The 17,887-nt window shown below is 44.3% G+C and carries 14 protein-coding genes and 3 tRNA genes; 10 read left to right on the top strand and 7 right to left on the bottom strand.

The features are described from left to right. Positions 1-199 precede the first annotated feature (199 nt). Positions 200-787: a TetR/AcrR family transcriptional regulator gene (locus tag LGT40_RS02390; RefSeq protein ID WP_226072668.1), complete on the bottom strand. Its 588-nt coding sequence runs from the start codon at positions 785-787 to the stop codon at positions 200-202. A gap of 191 nt (positions 788-978) precedes the next feature. On the opposite strand from LGT40_RS02390, the gene LGT40_RS02385 reads away from it, so the two are divergent. Continuing rightward, positions 979-1,977, top strand: coding sequence for a catalase family peroxidase (locus LGT40_RS02385; protein WP_226072666.1), 999 nt, complete (start codon positions 979-981; stop codon positions 1,975-1,977). A 61-nt stretch (positions 1,978-2,038) separates the two neighbouring features. Further along, the gene (locus LGT40_RS02380; protein ID WP_226072664.1) at positions 2,039-2,641 is read left to right on the top strand and encodes a cysteine hydrolase family protein; all 603 of its coding nucleotides are present in this window, start codon (positions 2,039-2,041) and stop codon (positions 2,639-2,641) included. Positions 2,642-2,689: 48 nt separating this feature from the next. On the opposite strand, the gene LGT40_RS02375 is transcribed toward LGT40_RS02380, so the two are convergent. Then, positions 2,690-3,688 carry a cytochrome-c peroxidase gene (locus LGT40_RS02375; RefSeq protein WP_285229327.1) on the bottom strand — a complete coding sequence of 333 codons (999 nt, stop codon included), beginning with the start codon at positions 3,686-3,688 and terminating at the stop codon, positions 2,690-2,692. Between the two features lie 184 nt (positions 3,689-3,872). On the opposite strand from LGT40_RS02375, the gene LGT40_RS02370 reads away from it, so the two are divergent. Further along, positions 3,873-5,624: a pyrroloquinoline quinone-dependent dehydrogenase gene (locus LGT40_RS02370; protein ID WP_226072662.1), complete on the top strand. Its 1,752-nt coding sequence runs from the start codon at positions 3,873-3,875 to the stop codon at positions 5,622-5,624. 100 nt (positions 5,625-5,724) lie between these two features. Here LGT40_RS02370 and gdhA read toward each other — a convergent pair whose 3' ends face one another. The 4 genes from gdhA to rnr all read right to left on the bottom strand — a co-directional run bounded on the left by gdhA (position 5,725) and on the right by rnr (position 10,117). Beyond that, a complete protein-coding gene (gene gdhA, locus LGT40_RS02365) occupies positions 5,725-7,077 on the bottom strand; it encodes an NADP-specific glutamate dehydrogenase (RefSeq protein WP_226072661.1) in 1,353 nt (450 codons plus the stop codon). Positions 7,078-7,572: 495 nt separating this feature from the next. Next, positions 7,573-7,648 (bottom strand) — tRNA-Thr (locus LGT40_RS02360). A gap of 124 nt (positions 7,649-7,772) precedes the next feature. Then, positions 7,773-7,848, bottom strand: a tRNA-His gene (locus LGT40_RS02355). Positions 7,849-7,948: 100 nt separating this feature from the next. Next, positions 7,949-10,117: a ribonuclease R gene (gene rnr, locus LGT40_RS02350; RefSeq protein WP_226072660.1), complete on the bottom strand. Its 2,169-nt coding sequence runs from the start codon at positions 10,115-10,117 to the stop codon at positions 7,949-7,951. Positions 10,118-10,157: 40 nt separating this feature from the next. Between rnr and LGT40_RS02345 the strand changes: the two genes are divergently transcribed. The 4 genes from LGT40_RS02345 to coq7 all read left to right on the top strand — a co-directional run bounded on the left by LGT40_RS02345 (position 10,158) and on the right by coq7 (position 13,223). Continuing rightward, a tRNA-Leu gene (locus LGT40_RS02345) sits at positions 10,158-10,244 on the top strand. Positions 10,245-10,450: 206 nt separating this feature from the next. Next, on the top strand, positions 10,451-11,404 hold the full coding sequence (locus LGT40_RS02340) for a chemotaxis protein (protein ID WP_226072659.1): 954 nt from the start codon (positions 10,451-10,453) through the stop codon (positions 11,402-11,404). Positions 11,405-11,489: 85 nt separating this feature from the next. Then, positions 11,490-12,560 (top strand): GGDEF domain-containing protein, encoded by a 1,071-nt coding sequence (locus LGT40_RS02335; protein ID WP_226072658.1) that lies wholly within the window; start codon positions 11,490-11,492, stop codon positions 12,558-12,560. An 18-nt stretch (positions 12,561-12,578) separates the two neighbouring features. Further along, positions 12,579-13,223 carry a 2-polyprenyl-3-methyl-6-methoxy-1,4-benzoquinone monooxygenase gene (gene coq7, locus LGT40_RS02330; protein WP_226072657.1) on the top strand — a complete coding sequence of 215 codons (645 nt, stop codon included), beginning with the start codon at positions 12,579-12,581 and terminating at the stop codon, positions 13,221-13,223. A 7-nt stretch (positions 13,224-13,230) separates the two neighbouring features. Here the strand turns inward: coq7 and LGT40_RS02325 are convergent, their stop codons facing one another. Next, positions 13,231-13,536, bottom strand: coding sequence for a PilZ domain-containing protein (locus tag LGT40_RS02325; protein ID WP_226072656.1), 306 nt, complete (start codon positions 13,534-13,536; stop codon positions 13,231-13,233). Between the two features lie 84 nt (positions 13,537-13,620). Here LGT40_RS02325 and LGT40_RS02320 point away from each other — a divergent pair, with 84 nt between their 5' ends. The 3 genes from LGT40_RS02320 to LGT40_RS02310 all read left to right on the top strand — a co-directional run bounded on the left by LGT40_RS02320 (position 13,621) and on the right by LGT40_RS02310 (position 17,829). Next, positions 13,621-16,014, top strand: coding sequence for a Lon protease family protein (locus LGT40_RS02320; RefSeq protein ID WP_226072655.1), 2,394 nt, complete (start codon positions 13,621-13,623; stop codon positions 16,012-16,014). 68 nt (positions 16,015-16,082) lie between these two features. Next, on the top strand, positions 16,083-16,499 hold the full coding sequence (locus LGT40_RS02315; RefSeq protein WP_226072654.1) for a hypothetical protein: 417 nt from the start codon (positions 16,083-16,085) through the stop codon (positions 16,497-16,499). 97 nt (positions 16,500-16,596) lie between these two features. After that, the gene (locus LGT40_RS02310; RefSeq protein WP_226343148.1) at positions 16,597-17,829 is read left to right on the top strand and encodes a hypothetical protein; all 1,233 of its coding nucleotides are present in this window, start codon (positions 16,597-16,599) and stop codon (positions 17,827-17,829) included. Positions 17,830-17,887: the final 58 nt, after the last annotated feature.

The following is a 17,887-nucleotide window of genomic DNA, read 5'->3' as shown; positions in this document are numbered from 1 at the left end:
GGGAGTCTCAAGATATTGGCCACTTCGAAACATGACTTCAGCACGATTAAGGCCAATAGCATTAATTTTGATCAGTACTTCATCTGCTTTTGGTGTGTCCAGTTCCAGCTCATCCAGCTGTAAAACTTCTGGACCACCAGTTTGGTGAAATCGAGCGACTTTGCTCATAAAGAATCTCCGGTAAATTTGAAAAGAATACTTAGTGGGCGATTAGCACTCGCTCAAACACGGTATCAATAAACGCCTCAAGCGGTGAGGTACTGGAATGCATTTTGGCACGTAAGATAGCCCCTTGCCATCCAGATAATAGAAACTCCGAAAGCGCTTCTGTATCCGTGCCATTATCGAGTTCGCCACACTCAATAGCAGCTTGCAGACATAGCCTGAATTGTTGTTTCCAACCTTCAAAGACTTTATCCAATCGGACTCTGAATGTTTCATTTTGACTGGATAATTCTTGTCCCAGAGTGCCGATCAAACAACCGCGTTTACGCTTGCCTTCACGAATGGTTTCCAGCCCATTTTCCAGATAGTTGCGAATGCGTTGTACAGGGCTTACAGTGGTATCAGTAAGAAATGAATTAATCTTTGCAGTATAGGCAACGGCTGATTCATCAATGATCGCGAGACCAAATTCTTCTTTACTGGAAAAGTAATAATAAAAAGAACCTTTTGGCACATCGGCTATTTTTAGCACGGAATTCAATCCAGTTGGGTTAAAACCTTGACTGCCGATGACTTCGGTACCAACTTCAATCAATAACTGTTTGGTTTCATTACGTGACATATTAGACCGGTCGTCTATAAAGTGTGAATTCATAATAGACCAGTCGTCTAGTGAATGCAAATGCACTACAAAATTATTTCTAACGAAAATCAATGCTGATATGAACTTATGCTTTTACAAAAGCTCAGACTTATTTAGTAAGACTCACATTGCCGGAAGTGTCCGGAAAATTATAAAAAAGGAGCATTTTAATGGGTAAACAGAATCTGAAATATATACCGCTGGTATTCCTGGCAGCCTTTGGTATTAATCCGGTTTTGGCGGAGCAGAGTGAGAAATCGGTTGTCGAAAAAATTGTTGATGTGCAACATGATTTATTTAACGGGCCGCGGGAGGGCTTGCGTTCAAATCATACAAAAGGTGTTGTGCTGACAGGGGAGTTTTATCCTGCAGATTCGGCAAAACAAATCAGCTCTGCACCACATCTCCAGCAACAGGCATCGCCAATTGTCGTCCGCTTTTCCAATGCTACCGGATTTCCCGATATTGCGGATAATGACCCAAAAGGACTCGCAAAAGGTATGGCGATGCGGATAGATTTAGGTGATGAGGAATATACCGATATGGTGTTAAGCTCTGTGCCCCGTTTTCCGGTGGCGACTCCTGAAGCATTTTTAGAAATGCTGACAGCCATTCGCGATTCAGCGCATTCAGAGGCCGAAACCAAACCCATCCAGAAATTTTTAGCTGATAATCCAAAAGCCAAAGCCTTTGTCGATTACCCTAAGCCATACCCTGCCAGCTTTGCCAATTTGTCTTATCACGGTATCAATGCATTTAAATTTACCAATGCGGAAGGAGAATCGGTTTATGGACGTTACATTGTGACACCATTAGATGGGATTAAAACGTTGGATAAAGCTGATGCAGAAAGCCGAAATGAAAATTATCTGATGAATGAAATTCGGGAAAGAATGCCTGAAGAACCCGCCAAATTCCGCTTATCTGTCCAGGTTGCCGAAGCGGGAGATGAAGTTAATGATGCAACGGTTATCTGGCCCGAAGATCGTCCAGTTGTTGAATTGGGGACTATCGTTCTCTTTGCAGCTAAAGCGGATGCACGCGACTATGAAAAGGCCACCATGTTTAATCCGCTTGCACTACCGGAGGGCATTGAACCTTCAGAGGATCCGATTCTGCTGGCCAGACCGGAAGCTTATGCCATCAGTTTTCAGCATCGTATGGATTAATCCTGGCTGACTGATTAACTACCAAACCTGATTGATACAATACAAGTGAGTGAGATTCTTTATGACGACAGCATCAAAGACATTAAGAGACATTGTTGGTTTAGGGCATCAACCTGCCAAGTTGGCTGATTCGGCGTTAATCATGATTGACTGCCAGAATACCTATCGGAGCGGTGTAATGCAGCTTAGCGGGGTAGAAGAAGCATTGGTTGAGGCCAAGGCGCTTCTTGAACGGGCCAGGGCTGCAAACATTCCCATTTTTCACATTCAGCATGATGGCGGCGTTGGCTCCCCATATGATCTGACTACCGATATCGGACAGATATCGACAGAAGTCGCTCCAAAGGATGGCGAATATGTTGTCACTAAAAATTTCCCTAATGCTTTTATTCAGACCGAACTGGATGAACGACTGAAAGCGCTCAATATAGAGAATATTGTTTTAGCAGGATTTATGACGCATATGTGTGTTAATTCAACGGCTCATGGCGGGTTTAATCTTGGATACAAACCGACTGTGGTAGCGAGTGCCACTGCCACACGCGCGCTTGAAGCAGCAGAGGGCAAAGTCATCCCTGCCGAACAGGTTCAGGCAGCAGCGATTGCCTCCACACGTGACTTATATGCAGCAATAGTCGACCGCATTGCTGATTTGCCTGATTAAACTGGCAAAACGCCCGGTCGTCATTTGAGGACCGGGCTCGGGAAGATATTACTGTTCAAATGGCACAGGAATGGGCGTATTCGCTGTTGATGGCGGCAGTTGTGGAATAGCAAACTGCGGTTGATCGCCGGTCAGGGTTTTCAAAAATGCGGTGATATTTTTGATGTCCTGTGATGCGAGTTGCTGTCCCAGCTGCAATCTGGCCATTACATCGACAGCATCTTCCAGTTTCCAGTAAGCACCATCATGAAAGTAAGGGTAGGTCAACTCAACATTCCGAAGCGTAGGCACTTTAAATGAAAACCGGTCAGCATCTTTACCCGTTACCGCAATACGTCCCTCAGCCGGATTCTCTGTTTGGTAGGGTTCGATAACGCCCATTCTCTGGAACGAACTGCCACCTACTGCCTCACCGTTATGACAGGCAACACAACCGATTTCCTTGAATTTTTGATATCCGGCAATTTCAGTTTCAGTTAATGCATTGTCATTACCTTTAAGCCAGAGATCAAAACGCGCATTGGGTGTCACCAGAGTTTCTTCGAACGCTGCTATGGCATTGGTGACCTGATCCAAGGTAATTTGAGAACTACCATAGATTTTATTGAACTCTGCCACATATTGAGGAATCGAACGAAGTACATCTATCGCCAGTGAGTGGCTAAAAGCCATTTCCATAGGATTGGCGATTGGCCCGGCAGCCTGCTCCTGCAAATTGGCGGCTCGACCATCCCAGAACTGTGCGAGATTCATGCTGGAATTGAGCACCGTGGGAGAATTAATAGGCCCTTGCTGCCAATTATGACCGATGGAGGTAGGTAGATTATCGCTACCTCCCATACTGAGGTTGTGGCATGAATTACAAGAAATAAATCCAGAGCGTGAGAGTCGAGGATCAAAAAAGAGTTTTTTCCCGAGTTCAACTTTGTCGGGTTCTTTAATAATAAAGGCTTGTATTGGTTTAATCGGTTCGCTCGACAGGCGTTCCGCCGAGACAGGAGAGATATTAATCAGTGTTATCAGTCCCATTAACAATGCTTTATACATCACTAACCTCATTTATCTGATGAATAACGTGCGAAGATAAAGGGATTGTATGTGGGGCAAGATACTTGCTGTAGGGTTATTAAGTTTTATATTGATCTGGATCATAAGATCCATAGTCCGGGATAAATAATCCCGAAAGACACGTAATTGTTATCATGATTAAAAATAATGAAGAGAGAGAAACATGCATTTAAAACACTTAATCTGGTTGGGGGGGCTGCTGACGACATTATTCCTGCCAGTTTCTGCTGCAGAAATTGAATGGCCGGTTTATGGGGGAGATGATCTGCATCAACGTCACAGCAAGCTAACGCAAATTAACAAAAGTAATGTTTCAGGATTGGTTGAAGCATGGGAGTTTGATACCGGTGTGAATGATACTTTCCAGGCGACGCCTGTCGTTCAGGATGGAATAATGTATGTTTCTCTACCATTTAACGATGTCGTCGCATTGGATGCGGCGAATGGCAAATTGTTGTGGCGTTATGAGCATGAGCTGGATAAAAATTACCCAATCTGCTGTGGGCCTGCAAATCGTGGTGTTGCCGTTGCCAATGGCATGGTCTTTACTGGCACCATCGACGCAAGATTAATCGCATTGGATGCCAAAACGGGTGAAAAACGTTGGGATAACCGAGTCATTGGAGAGAATAGTGGTATTCAGGAAGATGCCAGTACACTGGATGACACTGAACTTGGCAGTGTTTCAGGCACGTCAGGAGCGGGTATCAATATGGCCCCGATGATTTATCAGGACACCGTGATTATTGGTATCACTGGTGTAGGGTATGGTTTACATCTTGATGCAACGGATTCTGACTCGCCTCTCGGGGCTGTGGTTGGGATTGCCGGGAAGTACGGTCGTCGTGGTTTTATGGCAGGCTATGACATTGAAACCGGAAAACAAAAGTGGCAATTTGACACTATCAAGGCGGAAAACTGGGAAGGCGACTTTGTTACCCAAACAGCCGATGGCGTGAAATTACCCCGTGATATTGCCAAGGAAAAAGCAACTCTAAAACAATATAGCGATGCATGGCGTTATGGTGGTGCTTCAGCCTGGAGTACACCGGTGATTGATCCTTATACCGGTATTCTGCATTTTGGGACGGGTAATCCGTCACCACAAATGGAAGGTTCATCCCGTCCCGGTGACAATCTCTACAGCAGTTCTTTACTGGCACTTGATGCGAACAGTGGTGATTATCGCTGGCATTATCAGCAAGTCCCTCATGATAGTTGGGGATACGATGTGGCCAGTCCACCGGTCTTGTTTGATATCACTGTGAAAGGTAAACCCGTACCGGCCATTGGACAGGCAGGGAAAACCGGCTGGTTTTACGTGCATGACAGACGTAATGGTAAGTTTCTCTATAAAAGCGAAGCTTTTGTCCCACAAAAAAACATGTTTGAACTTCCCAGCACAGAAGGAACGGTTATTTATCCTGGTGTAATGGGCGGAGCCAACTGGTCCCCCGTATCGGTGGATGCCCGTAGACGTCTGGTATTTATTGCAGCTATTCACTGGCCGGTTGAATATAAATTACACCAGCAGCCCGCTAAAGATGGAGAAGAAGCAGTGCGTTATTCTTCCATGTCGCCGTTAAACACCCCTGAAAAGCATGGCTTATTAACAGCAATTGATTTGGATAATGGTGAGATTGTCTGGCAGGTTAAAACAGATAACCCTCTAATAGGTGGTGTATTAAGTACCGCCAGTGGCTTGGTTTTTACCGGAGAAGGAAGTGGCGAATTAATGGCTTTTGATGCTGATTCAGGTGAAAAACGCTGGAGCGGCAAGACTGAAGCCGGGGTGAATGCACCGCCCATCACCTATAGTATTAATGGCAAACAACATATTGCGGTCGCTGTGGGGGGGAATCGTTTGTTTGGTTTTAAAACGGGGCAAAAAATAAAAGTCTGGCGTTTGCCCTGAATTTTTTGTTTATTGGCTCGAAGGGCAAGGATTAAAGAAGCGGATAATATGCTCGCTCCTTTAATCCAATGCTCACGGGGTTATGATTTTAATTGAGAGGTTATACCACTCCTTGCTCCAGCATCGCATCCGCGACTTTACGGAATCCCGCTATATTCGCTCCCAGCATCAAGTTACACGGTTGATGAAACTCAATAGCTGTCTCAGCACAGCGTTGATAAATATCTTTCATAATCGTCTGTAACCGCTGGTCTACTTCAGCAAAAGACCATTGAGTCATACTGGCATTCTGCGCCATTTCGAGTTGGCTGGTAGCGACACCACCGGCATTGGCTGCTTTGGCAGGAGCATAGTGAATTCCAGCAGCGATAATCTGAGCTTGTGCCTCTGGCGTACATGGCATATTGGCGCCTTCAGCAATACAGATAATTCCGTTGCTGCATAATGCTTTAGCGTCTGCTGCAGAAACTTCATTTTGTGTAGCGCATGGAAAAGCAGCATCTGCTTTTATGCGCCAGACAGCATGACCATCTTTTGGGTAATTCTTGATTGGAGTGAATTCAGCGTCGGGATGTGAGTCCAGATATTCAACTAAGGAACAACGTCTATTTTCTTTTAATTCCCTGAGAAGCAGTAAATCAATGCCTTTCGCGTGATATATCATGCCTGTACTATCAGAACAGGTAATGGGAAGTGCGCCGCATTGATACAGTTTTTCAATAGTATGTATCGCCACATTTCCAGCTCCAGATACCAGGCATCTTTTCCCATCCAGACAATCATCATTAGTTTGCAGCATGTTCTCGGTGAAATAGACAAGGCCATAACCCGTGGCTTCAGGGCGAACCAAAGAACCACCCCAATTAAGTGACTTTCCGGTTAGCACACCTTCAAAATGACGATTCAAACGTTTGTATTGACCAAACATATAGCCGATTTCACGCGAACCTACACCGATATCGCCCGCCGGCACATCAATGGTCGCACCAATATGACGCTGTAACTCGGTCATAAATGCCTGACAGAACCGCATGATTTCCTGAACTGAACGGTTTTTAGGATCAAAATCTGAACCGCCTTTACCTCCGCCAAGCGATAGGCCGGTTAATGCATTTTTAAAAATCTGCTCAAAGCCCAGAAACTTAACCGTGCTGGCATTGACTGAGGGATGAAAGCGAATTCCGCCTTTGTATGGGCCAAGTGTAGAGCTGAACTGAACGCGATAACCCTTGTTGACCTGAACCTTACCATCATCATCCTGCCAGACGACTCTGAACATGATCTGGCGTTCAGGCTCGACCATACGTTCGATGATATTGTGTTGCAGATAAGCTGGATTTTTATCAAGCAAAGGGCGAATGGATTGCAGAATTTCTTCAGTGGCCTGATAAAACTCTGGCTGGCATGGGCTGCTTCGTTGCAGCTTTTTCATCGTCGTCTCAATATAAGACATTCAAACCTCTTTGTTATATTCGAATTTACACTGTGCTTAGTATCGAACAAAAGTCGATCAACTTCTCAGCGATGACAAGCTGTTTCACTTTCACAGTCCAGTTTAACAGGATGAATAGAACAATCTGATATTACAGGCTGTTGTAATGAATTACTTAGCAAATCCCCGCCGGGATTGAGTCAACATCATCACTCTCTAGCGTAAATTCTCATAGAGTGTCATGTCATTTCCAGGTTTCATTGGTTTAATCAATAAACATTGTGCACTCGCTGAATCCCTATATAGCCTCCAAGGTCAGGCGAATTAATGCCCGCTCTGACTCAGGCGGTGAGCAGTGATTGATGCATTCAGACATGATCCACGAGCTTTACTGGAACAAAGTTAGCCAGATATTATTGTTTTGGCTGTAAAAAGAGGAAGGGAGGAGGGGCTCAGTAAGTTCCTGAACCAAATAAAAAAGCCTCGGAAGCAAAAACTTCTGAGGCTTTAGATATATGGAGCCGGAGATAGGACTTGAACCTACGACCCACTGATTACAAATCAGTTGCTCTACCAACTGAGCTACACCGGCAACAAGAGGCGCATTATACAAACAGTGTGGGTGGCGTGCAAGCCTGAATCACGTGTTAAAAGATAATGCTGAATCGGTTATTTCGCTTTAAGCATTTCAAGCGTAAATGAACCATTTCAAAAAGTGGGGTGAATGATGGGGCTCGAACCCACGACAACCGGAATCACAATCCGGGACTCTACCAACTGAGCTACATTCACCACAGAAATCTATTCAAAAGTCAGTCAAATTAACCAGATGACTTTCAGGAAGTCGACAATTGTACTGCCTTTATTTTTCTGGTCAAGGGAAATTGGGATTCTATGCCAGATCCAAGTCGATTTTCTTTTCATCCAGATCCACTCGGACCACTTTTACCCGGATTGAATCCCCTAAGCGATAGGACTTGCGAGTTCTTTCGCCCATTAATCGATGACCACTGGCATCAAACTGATAGTAATCATTTTTAAGTGCTGTGACATGGACCAATCCTTCAATATAGATATCACTGAGTTCGACAAATAACCCAAATCCAGTGACCCCGCTGATAACACCTTCATGAACTTCACCCACCCGGTCACGCATATACTCACATTTGAGCCAGTCAGCCACATCACGTGTCGCTTCATCGGCACGGCGGCTGGCCATTGAGCAATGTTCACCTAACTGAACCATGGCTTCTTCGGAATAATGCCAGCTGGCCTTTTTTTGTTTACTGATAGCATGTTTAATGGCGCGATGAACCAATAGGTCAGGGTATCGACGAATCGGCGATGTAAAATGCGCGTAAGCTTCCAGGCCCAAACCAAAGTGGCCCACATTTTCGGGCGAATAAACCGCTTGTTTCATACTGCGTAACATGACGGTTTGTAATAAATGACCATCTGGACGTTTGCTAACGGTTTTCAGTAAAGACGCATAATGACCAGGTTCAGGAGTATCACCTCCACCTAAAAATAAGCCGAGTTCACCCAAAAATTCACGCAGCCCCGATAATTTTTCAACTGAAGGCACTTCATGCACACGATATAAAACCGGCAGTTTACTGGCAAGGAGATATTTTGCTGCGGCGACATTAGCAGCGATCATGAACTCTTCGATTAACCGATGTGCATCATTACGTTTCCGTGGTTCAATGGAGGCAATTTTACGATTTTCATCAAACAGGAACTGTGTTTCAGTCATTTCAAAATCAATGGCCCCACGTTTTTCACGGGCTTTCAGCATGACATGAAATAGTTCATACATGGTTTCCAGTCCTGGAAGCACATGGGCAAATTGTTCACGCAATGGGACATCGTTCTCCTGCAGGATACTGGCAACTTGTTCGTAAATCAGCCGTGCCTTGGAGTTCATTACCGCTTGATGGAATTGGTAAGATTCAATTTCGCCATCTTGATTGATGATCATTTCGCAACCCATGCACAAACGATCCACTTCTGGATTCAGCGAGCATAAGCCATTGGATAATGCTTCTGGGAGCATTGGTATGACTTGACTTGGGAAGTACACCGATGTTGCCCGTTCTTGGGCATCCTGGTCGAGATCATCATCAGGTTTGACGTAATAAGAAACATCAGCAATGGCCACCCACAAGCGCCAATTGCCCGAGTCGAGTTTTTCTGCATAAACCGCGTCATCAAAATCACGTGCATCCGAACCGTCAATAGTGACGAGGGGGAGTTCACGCAAATCCAGTCGGTCTTTGACGGCTTCCTGTGGAATGTGTTCCCCAAAGCTTTCAGCCTGTGCCAAGGCTTTAGGTGACCAGACATGAGGGAGTTCGAAACTACGGAGCGCAATATCAATCTCCATACCCGGTGCCATATGATCGCCCAGCACAGCAACAATCTTACCTAATGGAGAGCGGTGTTTATTGGGATGTTCAGTTATTTCAGCTTCGACGATTTGGCCGTCTTTTGCATCCATTAATTCATTAGCAGGAATCATAATATCCTGACTGATACGACGATTGTGCGGAATAAGATAATACAGGCTGGCATCAGCTTGCAGACGACCTACTACTGTCTGATTGGCACGTTGAACGACCTCGACAATCGCACCTTCTTTACGGCCTCGTCGATCAGTACCACTTACTCGAGCTAGCGCCCGGTCGCCATGTAGGACGACGCGCATCTCTCGCTCGCTGAGAAATAAATCTTCGCCACCTTCATCGGGAATTAAAAAGCCAAACCCTTCTGGGTGACCCATTACCCGACCACGAACCAGATTCATTTTGGAAACGATGCCGTAGGCATTTTTTCGATTACGCAGTATTTGCCCATCACGTTCCATTGCTCTCAAGCGGCGGCGTAAAGCTTCGGTTTGTTCTTCACCTTTTATCTTTAAAAGCTTGGAAAGGTGTTTTCGGGAAAGTGGAGCTTTATGTTCTTTGAGCAGCTCGAGAATAAACTCCCGGCTAGGGATGGGATTGTCGTATTTTTCGGCTTCACGACCCTCAAAAGGGTCAGTTATGTTTTGTTCAGTCATTGACAGTTTTTATCTCGATCTATATGATGCGCGTCTTCTTGCCCAGGTGGCGGAATTGGTAGACGCGCTAGCTTCAGGTGCTAGTGTACTTATGTACGTGGGAGTTCGAGTCTCCCCCTGGGCACCATTCCGAATTTTTTATCTCTTTGTCACCCGACCATTTTAACTGCTTTGGTCCTTGCAGGTGAATCTTTCTCGTTTTAGATTTCTCACAATCCTATTCTCACGGCTATTGAACCGATTTTAAGGTTACGATATTGTGCAACTTATGCCGTATCGGTACAAATGTATTGTGCCTAACGGATTATCAGCCTTTGCATAGCGAGAACGAACATGGCAACTTTTATTGACTCTATCGACGAACGGACTAAGTTAGCCGGCACAAACCATCTGGAAGTGTTGCTTTTTAGTCTGGGAACTAATGATGAGACAGGGCGTAACGAGCTTTTTGGTATCAATGTCTTTAAAGTCAGAGAAGTTCTGAATATTCCCGAAGTCACCAGCGCCCCAGAAATGCCAGACGGTATTGAGGGCTTCGTCAGCTTGCGTGGTGATATGGTACCTATAATCAATCTACAAAAGTTTTGTAAATTAAAATCCAAAGAAACCCCTAAAATCCTAATGATCACTGAATATAACACACATGTTCAGGGGTTTTTAGTCACATCTGTTGATACGATTCAACGATTAAGCTGGCAGCAAGTAAAAGAACCACCTCCATTAATCTCCAAACGACTGGGAGGTTTAGTGACCGCCGTTGCTGAACTACAGGACAAACGCCTGGTCATGATAATGGATGTTGAAAAGGTCTTGGCTGACACCGGTGACTTTTATGATGAAAATGCTTTTGAAGGAATAGAAAAAATAGAAAATGGCAAACAATATAAAGTGTTGTATGCCGATGATTCCAACGTCGCGCGTAAGCAAATCGTTCAGACGATGGATAAGTTAGGTGTCAGCCATGTTGGGGTAATTAATGGTGCTCAGGCATGGAAAATGCTGGATAAACTGGCGACCCAATGTGAACAGGAAAAGCGTAATATCACCACAGAAATTCAAGTGGTTTTAACCGATGTTGAAATGCCTGAGATGGATGGTTATGTATTGACTCAGAAAATCAAAGCCGATCCTCGAATGGCTCATCTGCCCGTTATAATGCATTCGTCCCTCACTGCGGTGGCAAATCAGGCAATGGGCCGCGGTGTAGGTTCGGATGCGTATGTATCCAAATTTCAGCCACGTGAATTAGCAACAACTATCCGGGGTTTTATTGAAAACAAAGCGTAATGGGCTAATGCTAAACTGATCCGAGTCGCTACTGATCAGCCTGATAAGCTGATCACGCACCCGTTCTGATAAAGGCAACATACCAATGCAACATCGTCATAGCAGCATACGAATTGTCGACAATCTTGCCGAAATTACTCGACACCATGATCGTCAAGTATTAGAAAAAAGCCTGCTGAAAACATTAAACGAACTCTTCCCTGCGCAATCATTGCGATTGTTTCGAATACGCCGACACGATTTGGTTCATGACATCAGTTTGCTGGCTTTTTGTGTGAATGATGTTATTTCTTCTTCAGAACAGCATCCAAAATTGAATACTGAAGCGGCTGATGAGCTTACGGCGGCGATGACGGAAGCAATAGATAAAGAAGATATTATTGCTTATCAGCAATCGGAAGGTACCGGCTGGAATGTTATTTACCCCGCATACGATTCGCATGGTGAAATATTTGCCAGTCTCGTTCATCATTGTGAGGCACTTCCATCCTCTACCGAACAACGACTGGTACATGGCATCCTCAGGGTATATGCCAATTATCTGGCATTAATCGATAAATCCCAACGCGATAAGTTAACCGGTTTATATAACCGGGAAACACTGGATGAGCAGATTACTAAAATTCTGGTCAATCAGAGTAGCGAACTCAACAAGCTAATGGCTTCACCCAATGACTCCCGTCGCCGTCGATATGCTATCAAACACTGGCTGGGGGTAGTAGATATCGATAAGTTTAAAACAATAAATGATACCTACGGCCATTTATACGGGGATGAGGTCATTATTTTAGTTGCTCGATTGATGACCTCTGGAGTGATCCGCGATGATGATTTGATTTATCGTTTTGGGGGTGAAGAATTTGTGGTGCTATTGAAAGCTGCCAACGAAAATGATGCCATGCAAGCTTTTGAACGCATTCGCAAGGTGGTCGCAAACCATAATTTCCCTCAATTAGGACAGGTAACGGTCAGTATCGGCTTTGTGGAAGTCGCCGCTCAATTATCACCTACTGATGTTATAGGCCAGGCTGATGAAGCGTTGTACAGTGCGAAAAATGATGGCCGAAATCAAGTACACAATTATCATGACCTGTTGGCTGAAGGTAAAATTACAGAACCTAAGAAAATGGCCAGCTCGGATGTTGAATTATTTTAAATAAATCATAGAGAAAATATGCCTTTCCGTAACCTGTTATTCGCTGACAAAGTTATTATCGAAATCGATAAAGCATTAACTACCTTGGTTGGAACCCCGCCATCAAGTGGAAGAGAAAATCCGTCAAAAGCCATTGAAGAGACAACGCTAAATAATAATGAGCGTCGGCATTCTATTGGGTTGATGCGGGTAAATCATGCAGGTGAGGTGTCGGCTCAGGCTTTATATCAGGGCCAGGCATTAACCGCTAAGCTCACCAATATACGGGCAGCTATGCAGCAGGCCGCCACTGAAGAAAATGATCACTTGTTATGGTGCGAGCAACGTCTTCAGCAGCTGGAGGGGCGCACTAGCTTGCTCAATCCATTATGGTATGCCGGATCGTTTTTTATTGGCGCTGTAGCCGGAAAAATCGGTGATAAATGGAGTTTAGGATTTGTTGCTGAAACCGAAAAACAAGTGATCGAACACTTGGAAGAACATTTAAATAAAATGAGCGAGCATGATTTGCGCAGCAGATCTATCTTGTCACAAATGCGCGAGGATGAGCGTCATCATCAACAGACCGCCATAGCGGCTGGCGGCGCTGAATTACCCTGGCTGGTTCAAAAAATTATGCAGCCGATGTCAAAAGTGATGACACGCAGTAGTTATTGGTTGTAAAAAGGTTTCAATAGATAGTCGTAAATTTTACCGAAATATTAAATTGCTCAGGTTGCAACTCTGATGGTTGTACCCTAACGACTGTCGCTTCAGCAACAAAATCCGCAAGCTCAGGGTTATGGCTTTTGATGCTGATTTGCAGCATTTCACCTTCCTTTACTTCCTCATCTGTAATCAGGCTTAATCCGCTTGCACTCAGATCAATTCCCTCAGCATGAAAGGGCATTACAGAATTCTGACGCTGTATTTCAACGGGCCCGTCGACCCGCATTCGAAAGAAATTGCGTTTTTCTTCAAAATCCTGACCTGCCATAACATTCATTCCTTATATTGATGCAGTTGCCTATCAGATGTGCCTAGCCTAAGCTAAGTTCAGTTCATTCGTCTAGAGATATCCATGCCAGTCACTCAACTAAATGCTTCACAACTTTACCATGGCTGTAATCCAGCTGATCTTCCCTTCAAAACGACGGCAACAATTGAACCGTTAACCGGTTTAATTGGTCAGGAAAGAGCACGCGAAGCGATCGAGTTTGCGGCAAATATCCAGGCTGATGGTTATAACCTCTATGTAATGGGGGAGGCCGGCATGGGGAAAAAGTCGCTGGTCAGCGAGTTTCTTATCAAACATAGTGTCAGCCGTCCTACCGCCAAAGATTGGGCTTATCTGCACAATTTTGATGTGCCTCAACAACCGAAAGCCTTGTCACTGGCCGCTGGAGATGGCGCGCAATTAAAGCTGGATATAGAACGTGTTATTAAAGCGCTTCAGCAACAACTGCCCCACGCCTTTGATGATGAATATTACCGAGGACGTATTCGTGCGATAGAGGAAGCAAGTCGCCAGCATCGGGTACGTCTATTTGCAACCCTTCAGGATGAAGCAGATAAACAGGGTGTGGTCTTATTGAGAATGGAAGATGGAGCATATGCTTTTGCTGCTCAGCATGAAGGCGAACCATTATCTGGCGAAGCTTTTGAAGATTTGCCCTATGCCAAGAAGATGGAGACGGAAGAAGCCATCGCCAAACTACAAGTTGAAATGCAAGAAACATTGATTGAAATTCATGAGTGGGAGAATGATACCGTCAATAAAATTACCGCTCTCAATGATCAGGTGGCGTTAGAAGTCATTACGCATCAGATAGATTTTTTACGCCATGCCTATCCAAAATCACAGAAACTACAGAATTATTTCGATGATATGCAGCTTGATATTCAACGTAATATTGAGATGTTTTTGAAAAATGAAGAACGTCCTGAAGACGTGAATGTTGATAATTGTCTCAAACGTTATCAAATCAACCTGATTGTCGATAATGCAGAATTGCATGGTGCGCCCGTGGTGTATCTCAATCAACCAAATCATCAAAATCTATTGGGTTGCGTAGAAAACATGGCGATGATGGGAGCTTTGGTCACCGACTTTACCCTTATTAAAGCGGGGGCATTACATCGGGCTAATGGTGGTTTTCTGATTGTTGATGCCGAAAAACTTTTGGAACAGCCTTTTGCCTGGGAAGGTTTAAAAGCCGCCTTAAAAGCTGCAGAAATTCCCCTGGAAAATCTTGAAAGAACCTACAGTTTAGTCGCCACGGTCTCGTTGGAACCTGAACCGATACCACTATCAACAAAAGTAATCTTGTTGGGAAATCGCGATCTTTATTATCAGCTTTATGAATGGGATCCCGAATTTGCAGGATTGTTTAAAGTGCTTGCCGATTTAGAGGATGAGCTGCCCCGCACCGCCGAAACGCATATGCAAATGGCTAAACTGATTGCATCGACGGCGATGAATGAACATTTACCGGCATTGCAACAAGGTGCAGTGGCGTTAATGATTGAATACGCGGCAAGAGCCATTAACGATGGTCAGCAATTATCACTACATATTGGTGATATGACCGACTTATTGCGTGAAGCGGCCTACTGGACTAGAAAATACCAACAGACAGAAATTACTGCTGATGCAGTCAATCATGCCTGGCAACAACGTTTAAGACGTGTTGATAGAGTTCGCTCAGTTGTTTATCAGCAAATTCAGCGGCAAATTATCCAATTGGATGTCAGTGGCAAACGCGTCGGTCAGGTCAATGGTTTATCGGTGTTAAGTATTGGTGGCTTTCATTTTGGCGAACCCACACGAATAACGGCAAGCTGTCGTTACGGCGATGATGCGATTATTGATATCGAGCGAGAGGTCGAGTTAGGCGGTAATCTACATGCAAAAGGGGTCATGATTCTGGCGGCGTATCTGGGATCTTTCTATGCTGCGGATAAACCATTATCGATGGCAGCCAGCATTGTGTTTGAACAGAACTATGGCGAGATCGATGGGGACAGTGCCACAGTAGCCGAATTATGTGCCTTGCTCTCATCTATTGCCAAAATACCGCTAAAACAGTCCATGGCGATTACCGGTTCGATGAATCAGTTTGGTCATGTTCAAGCTATTGGTGGTGTTAATGAAAAGATTGAAGGTTTTTACGATGTTTGTTGTCTGGTTGGGTTAACCGGAACTCAAGGTGTCATTATTCCACGCAGTAACATGCAACATCTCATGTTAAAGCCTGAAGTCAGACAGTCAGTTGAAAATGGTTTATTTCATATCTACGCTGTAGATGACATTGCCGATGCGATAAATGTGCTGACCGATCATGAAGTAGGCATTGCGGACGAGCATGGTGAATATCCGGAAAATAGCTTTAATGCCGCTGTAGCGGCAAGGCTCGCCAATTGGGCCGAGTTACACAAACACGATAAAGAGACCAGTCATGAAGCCAATGATTAGATTTTAGTATTGGACTCCTTTGCCGTTAACCTGAGCAGGTCAGCCATTAAGTGATAGGTATGCCACTTATGAATAAACGATTATCCATAAATCTTGTGAGTGTTGTTTTGGGTTTGATAGCCTTCCCGGTAATGGCGCTCACCCCTGTACCGGTGCCAACAGAACCCATTTATTATGAGCCACCTGTGGTCGACATCACTGACGAGATTCGTAAACATAGCTGTGTCGAAATTGATGATGCGATTAATCAGCTTCACCCCTATAGATATAGCTATAAACCCGGATTTTCTGAGGATGGCAGTAATAAACTTGCTGCTACTTTAATTGTTTTTGACACTATCCCCATTGTTGAAGGCTGGTTGGGATTGGCCTATTTGGGGTATTCCTCGCTGGTTGATGAAAAGGAAGCCAGACGAACACAACAGGTAGAGCAGAAAATTTCGATGTTGCAACGGGTTAAAGCGGAAAAGCATTGCTTCGAATAAAAGCGCATTTAGATGATTCTTAACATGCTTTTACTTGTGGTAGTCTTCACTTCTAGGGTAGTATCAAATTGTAAAACTGCCCAGAGAGGTAAACGCAATGAGTAGCACAATCGATATTAAAACAAAGTGGTACGAGAGCAATCACGCAACGATAAATAGCATTAAAGCTAAGTTGCAATCCGCAAACGCAGTGAGAGATAAAATGAAAAAACTGCCTTGGTACAAAGCGGCACAGAATCCGGTAAAGCATTCTGAACGCCCGTGGTATGAAGCCAATCTGGTGAAGCATCTTGATACCAAGAAAAAATGGTATGAAGCGAATTTACGCAGTGCTGTTGCAGCAGTGCGGGCGAATCGTCATTGGTATGAAGCCAATCTGGATACCAAGCCTACTGAAACACATTGGTATGAATTTGCTGACTCACAATACAGTGATCTCAAAAAACGCTGGCAGCAAGCTAATCTGGCTAAATTCCGTGAGCAGCACAATAAATGGTATGAAGCGAATCTGGATCAAACGCCAACGGAAAAACATTGGTACGAGTTCAGTGATGAACAAATGGCCAGTGATAAAAAATGGTATGAAGCAAATCTTCAGGCTGCGCGTGAAAGCCATAAAAAATGGTATGAAGCTAATTTGCACCCTGATCCGCATGCCGATATCAAACGTAAATGGTACGAGGCTAATTTAACTCTGGCTCGTACCCAACAAATTAAACGTGATTGGTTTGCCTACAATACCCATGTTGCACGTGAAAATTCCAAGTGGTACGAAGCGAACCAGCGTCCAGCTCAAAAACGTGAAACGCACTGGTATGAAGCCAATATGGTTGATCACCTGGATACCAAGAAAAAATGGTATGAAGCGAATTTGCGGACGGCTATTGAAACAGTGAGAGCCAACCGTCATTGGTATGAGGCTAATCTGGATAATACGCCGACTGAAACGCATTGGTACGAGTTTAAAGAAGCGGGTGATACAGATTGGAAGAAACGCTTTCAGCAAGCCAATTTGGACAAATTCCGCGAAAAACATACAAAATGGTATGAAGCGAATCTGGATCAAACGCCAACAGAAAAACATTGGTATGAGTTCAGTGATGAGCAAATGGCCAGTGATAAAAAATGGTATGAAGCCAATTTACAGGCTGCACGCGAAAGCCATAAAAAATGGTACGAAGCAAATCTGCATCCTGATCCGCATGCTGATATCAAACAAAAATGGTATGAAGCAAATATCAGTTTGGCAAGGACGCAAAAAATTAAACGTGATTGGTTTGAAAATAATATGCGTTTAGCTCGCGCAGCGCAGAAAAAATCAGATACCTGATCATTATTTAATGATGTCATCAAAGCAGCTGGTTTAAAACGACCAGCTGCTTTTTTTT

It is taken from the genome of Methylophaga pinxianii (assembly GCF_020447225.1).
Taxonomy (GTDB): Bacteria; Pseudomonadota; Gammaproteobacteria; order Nitrosococcales; family Methylophagaceae; genus Methylophaga; species Methylophaga pinxianii.
Note: the sequence above shows the minus strand (reverse complement) of the source record. Positions and strands in the feature narration are given on the sequence as shown.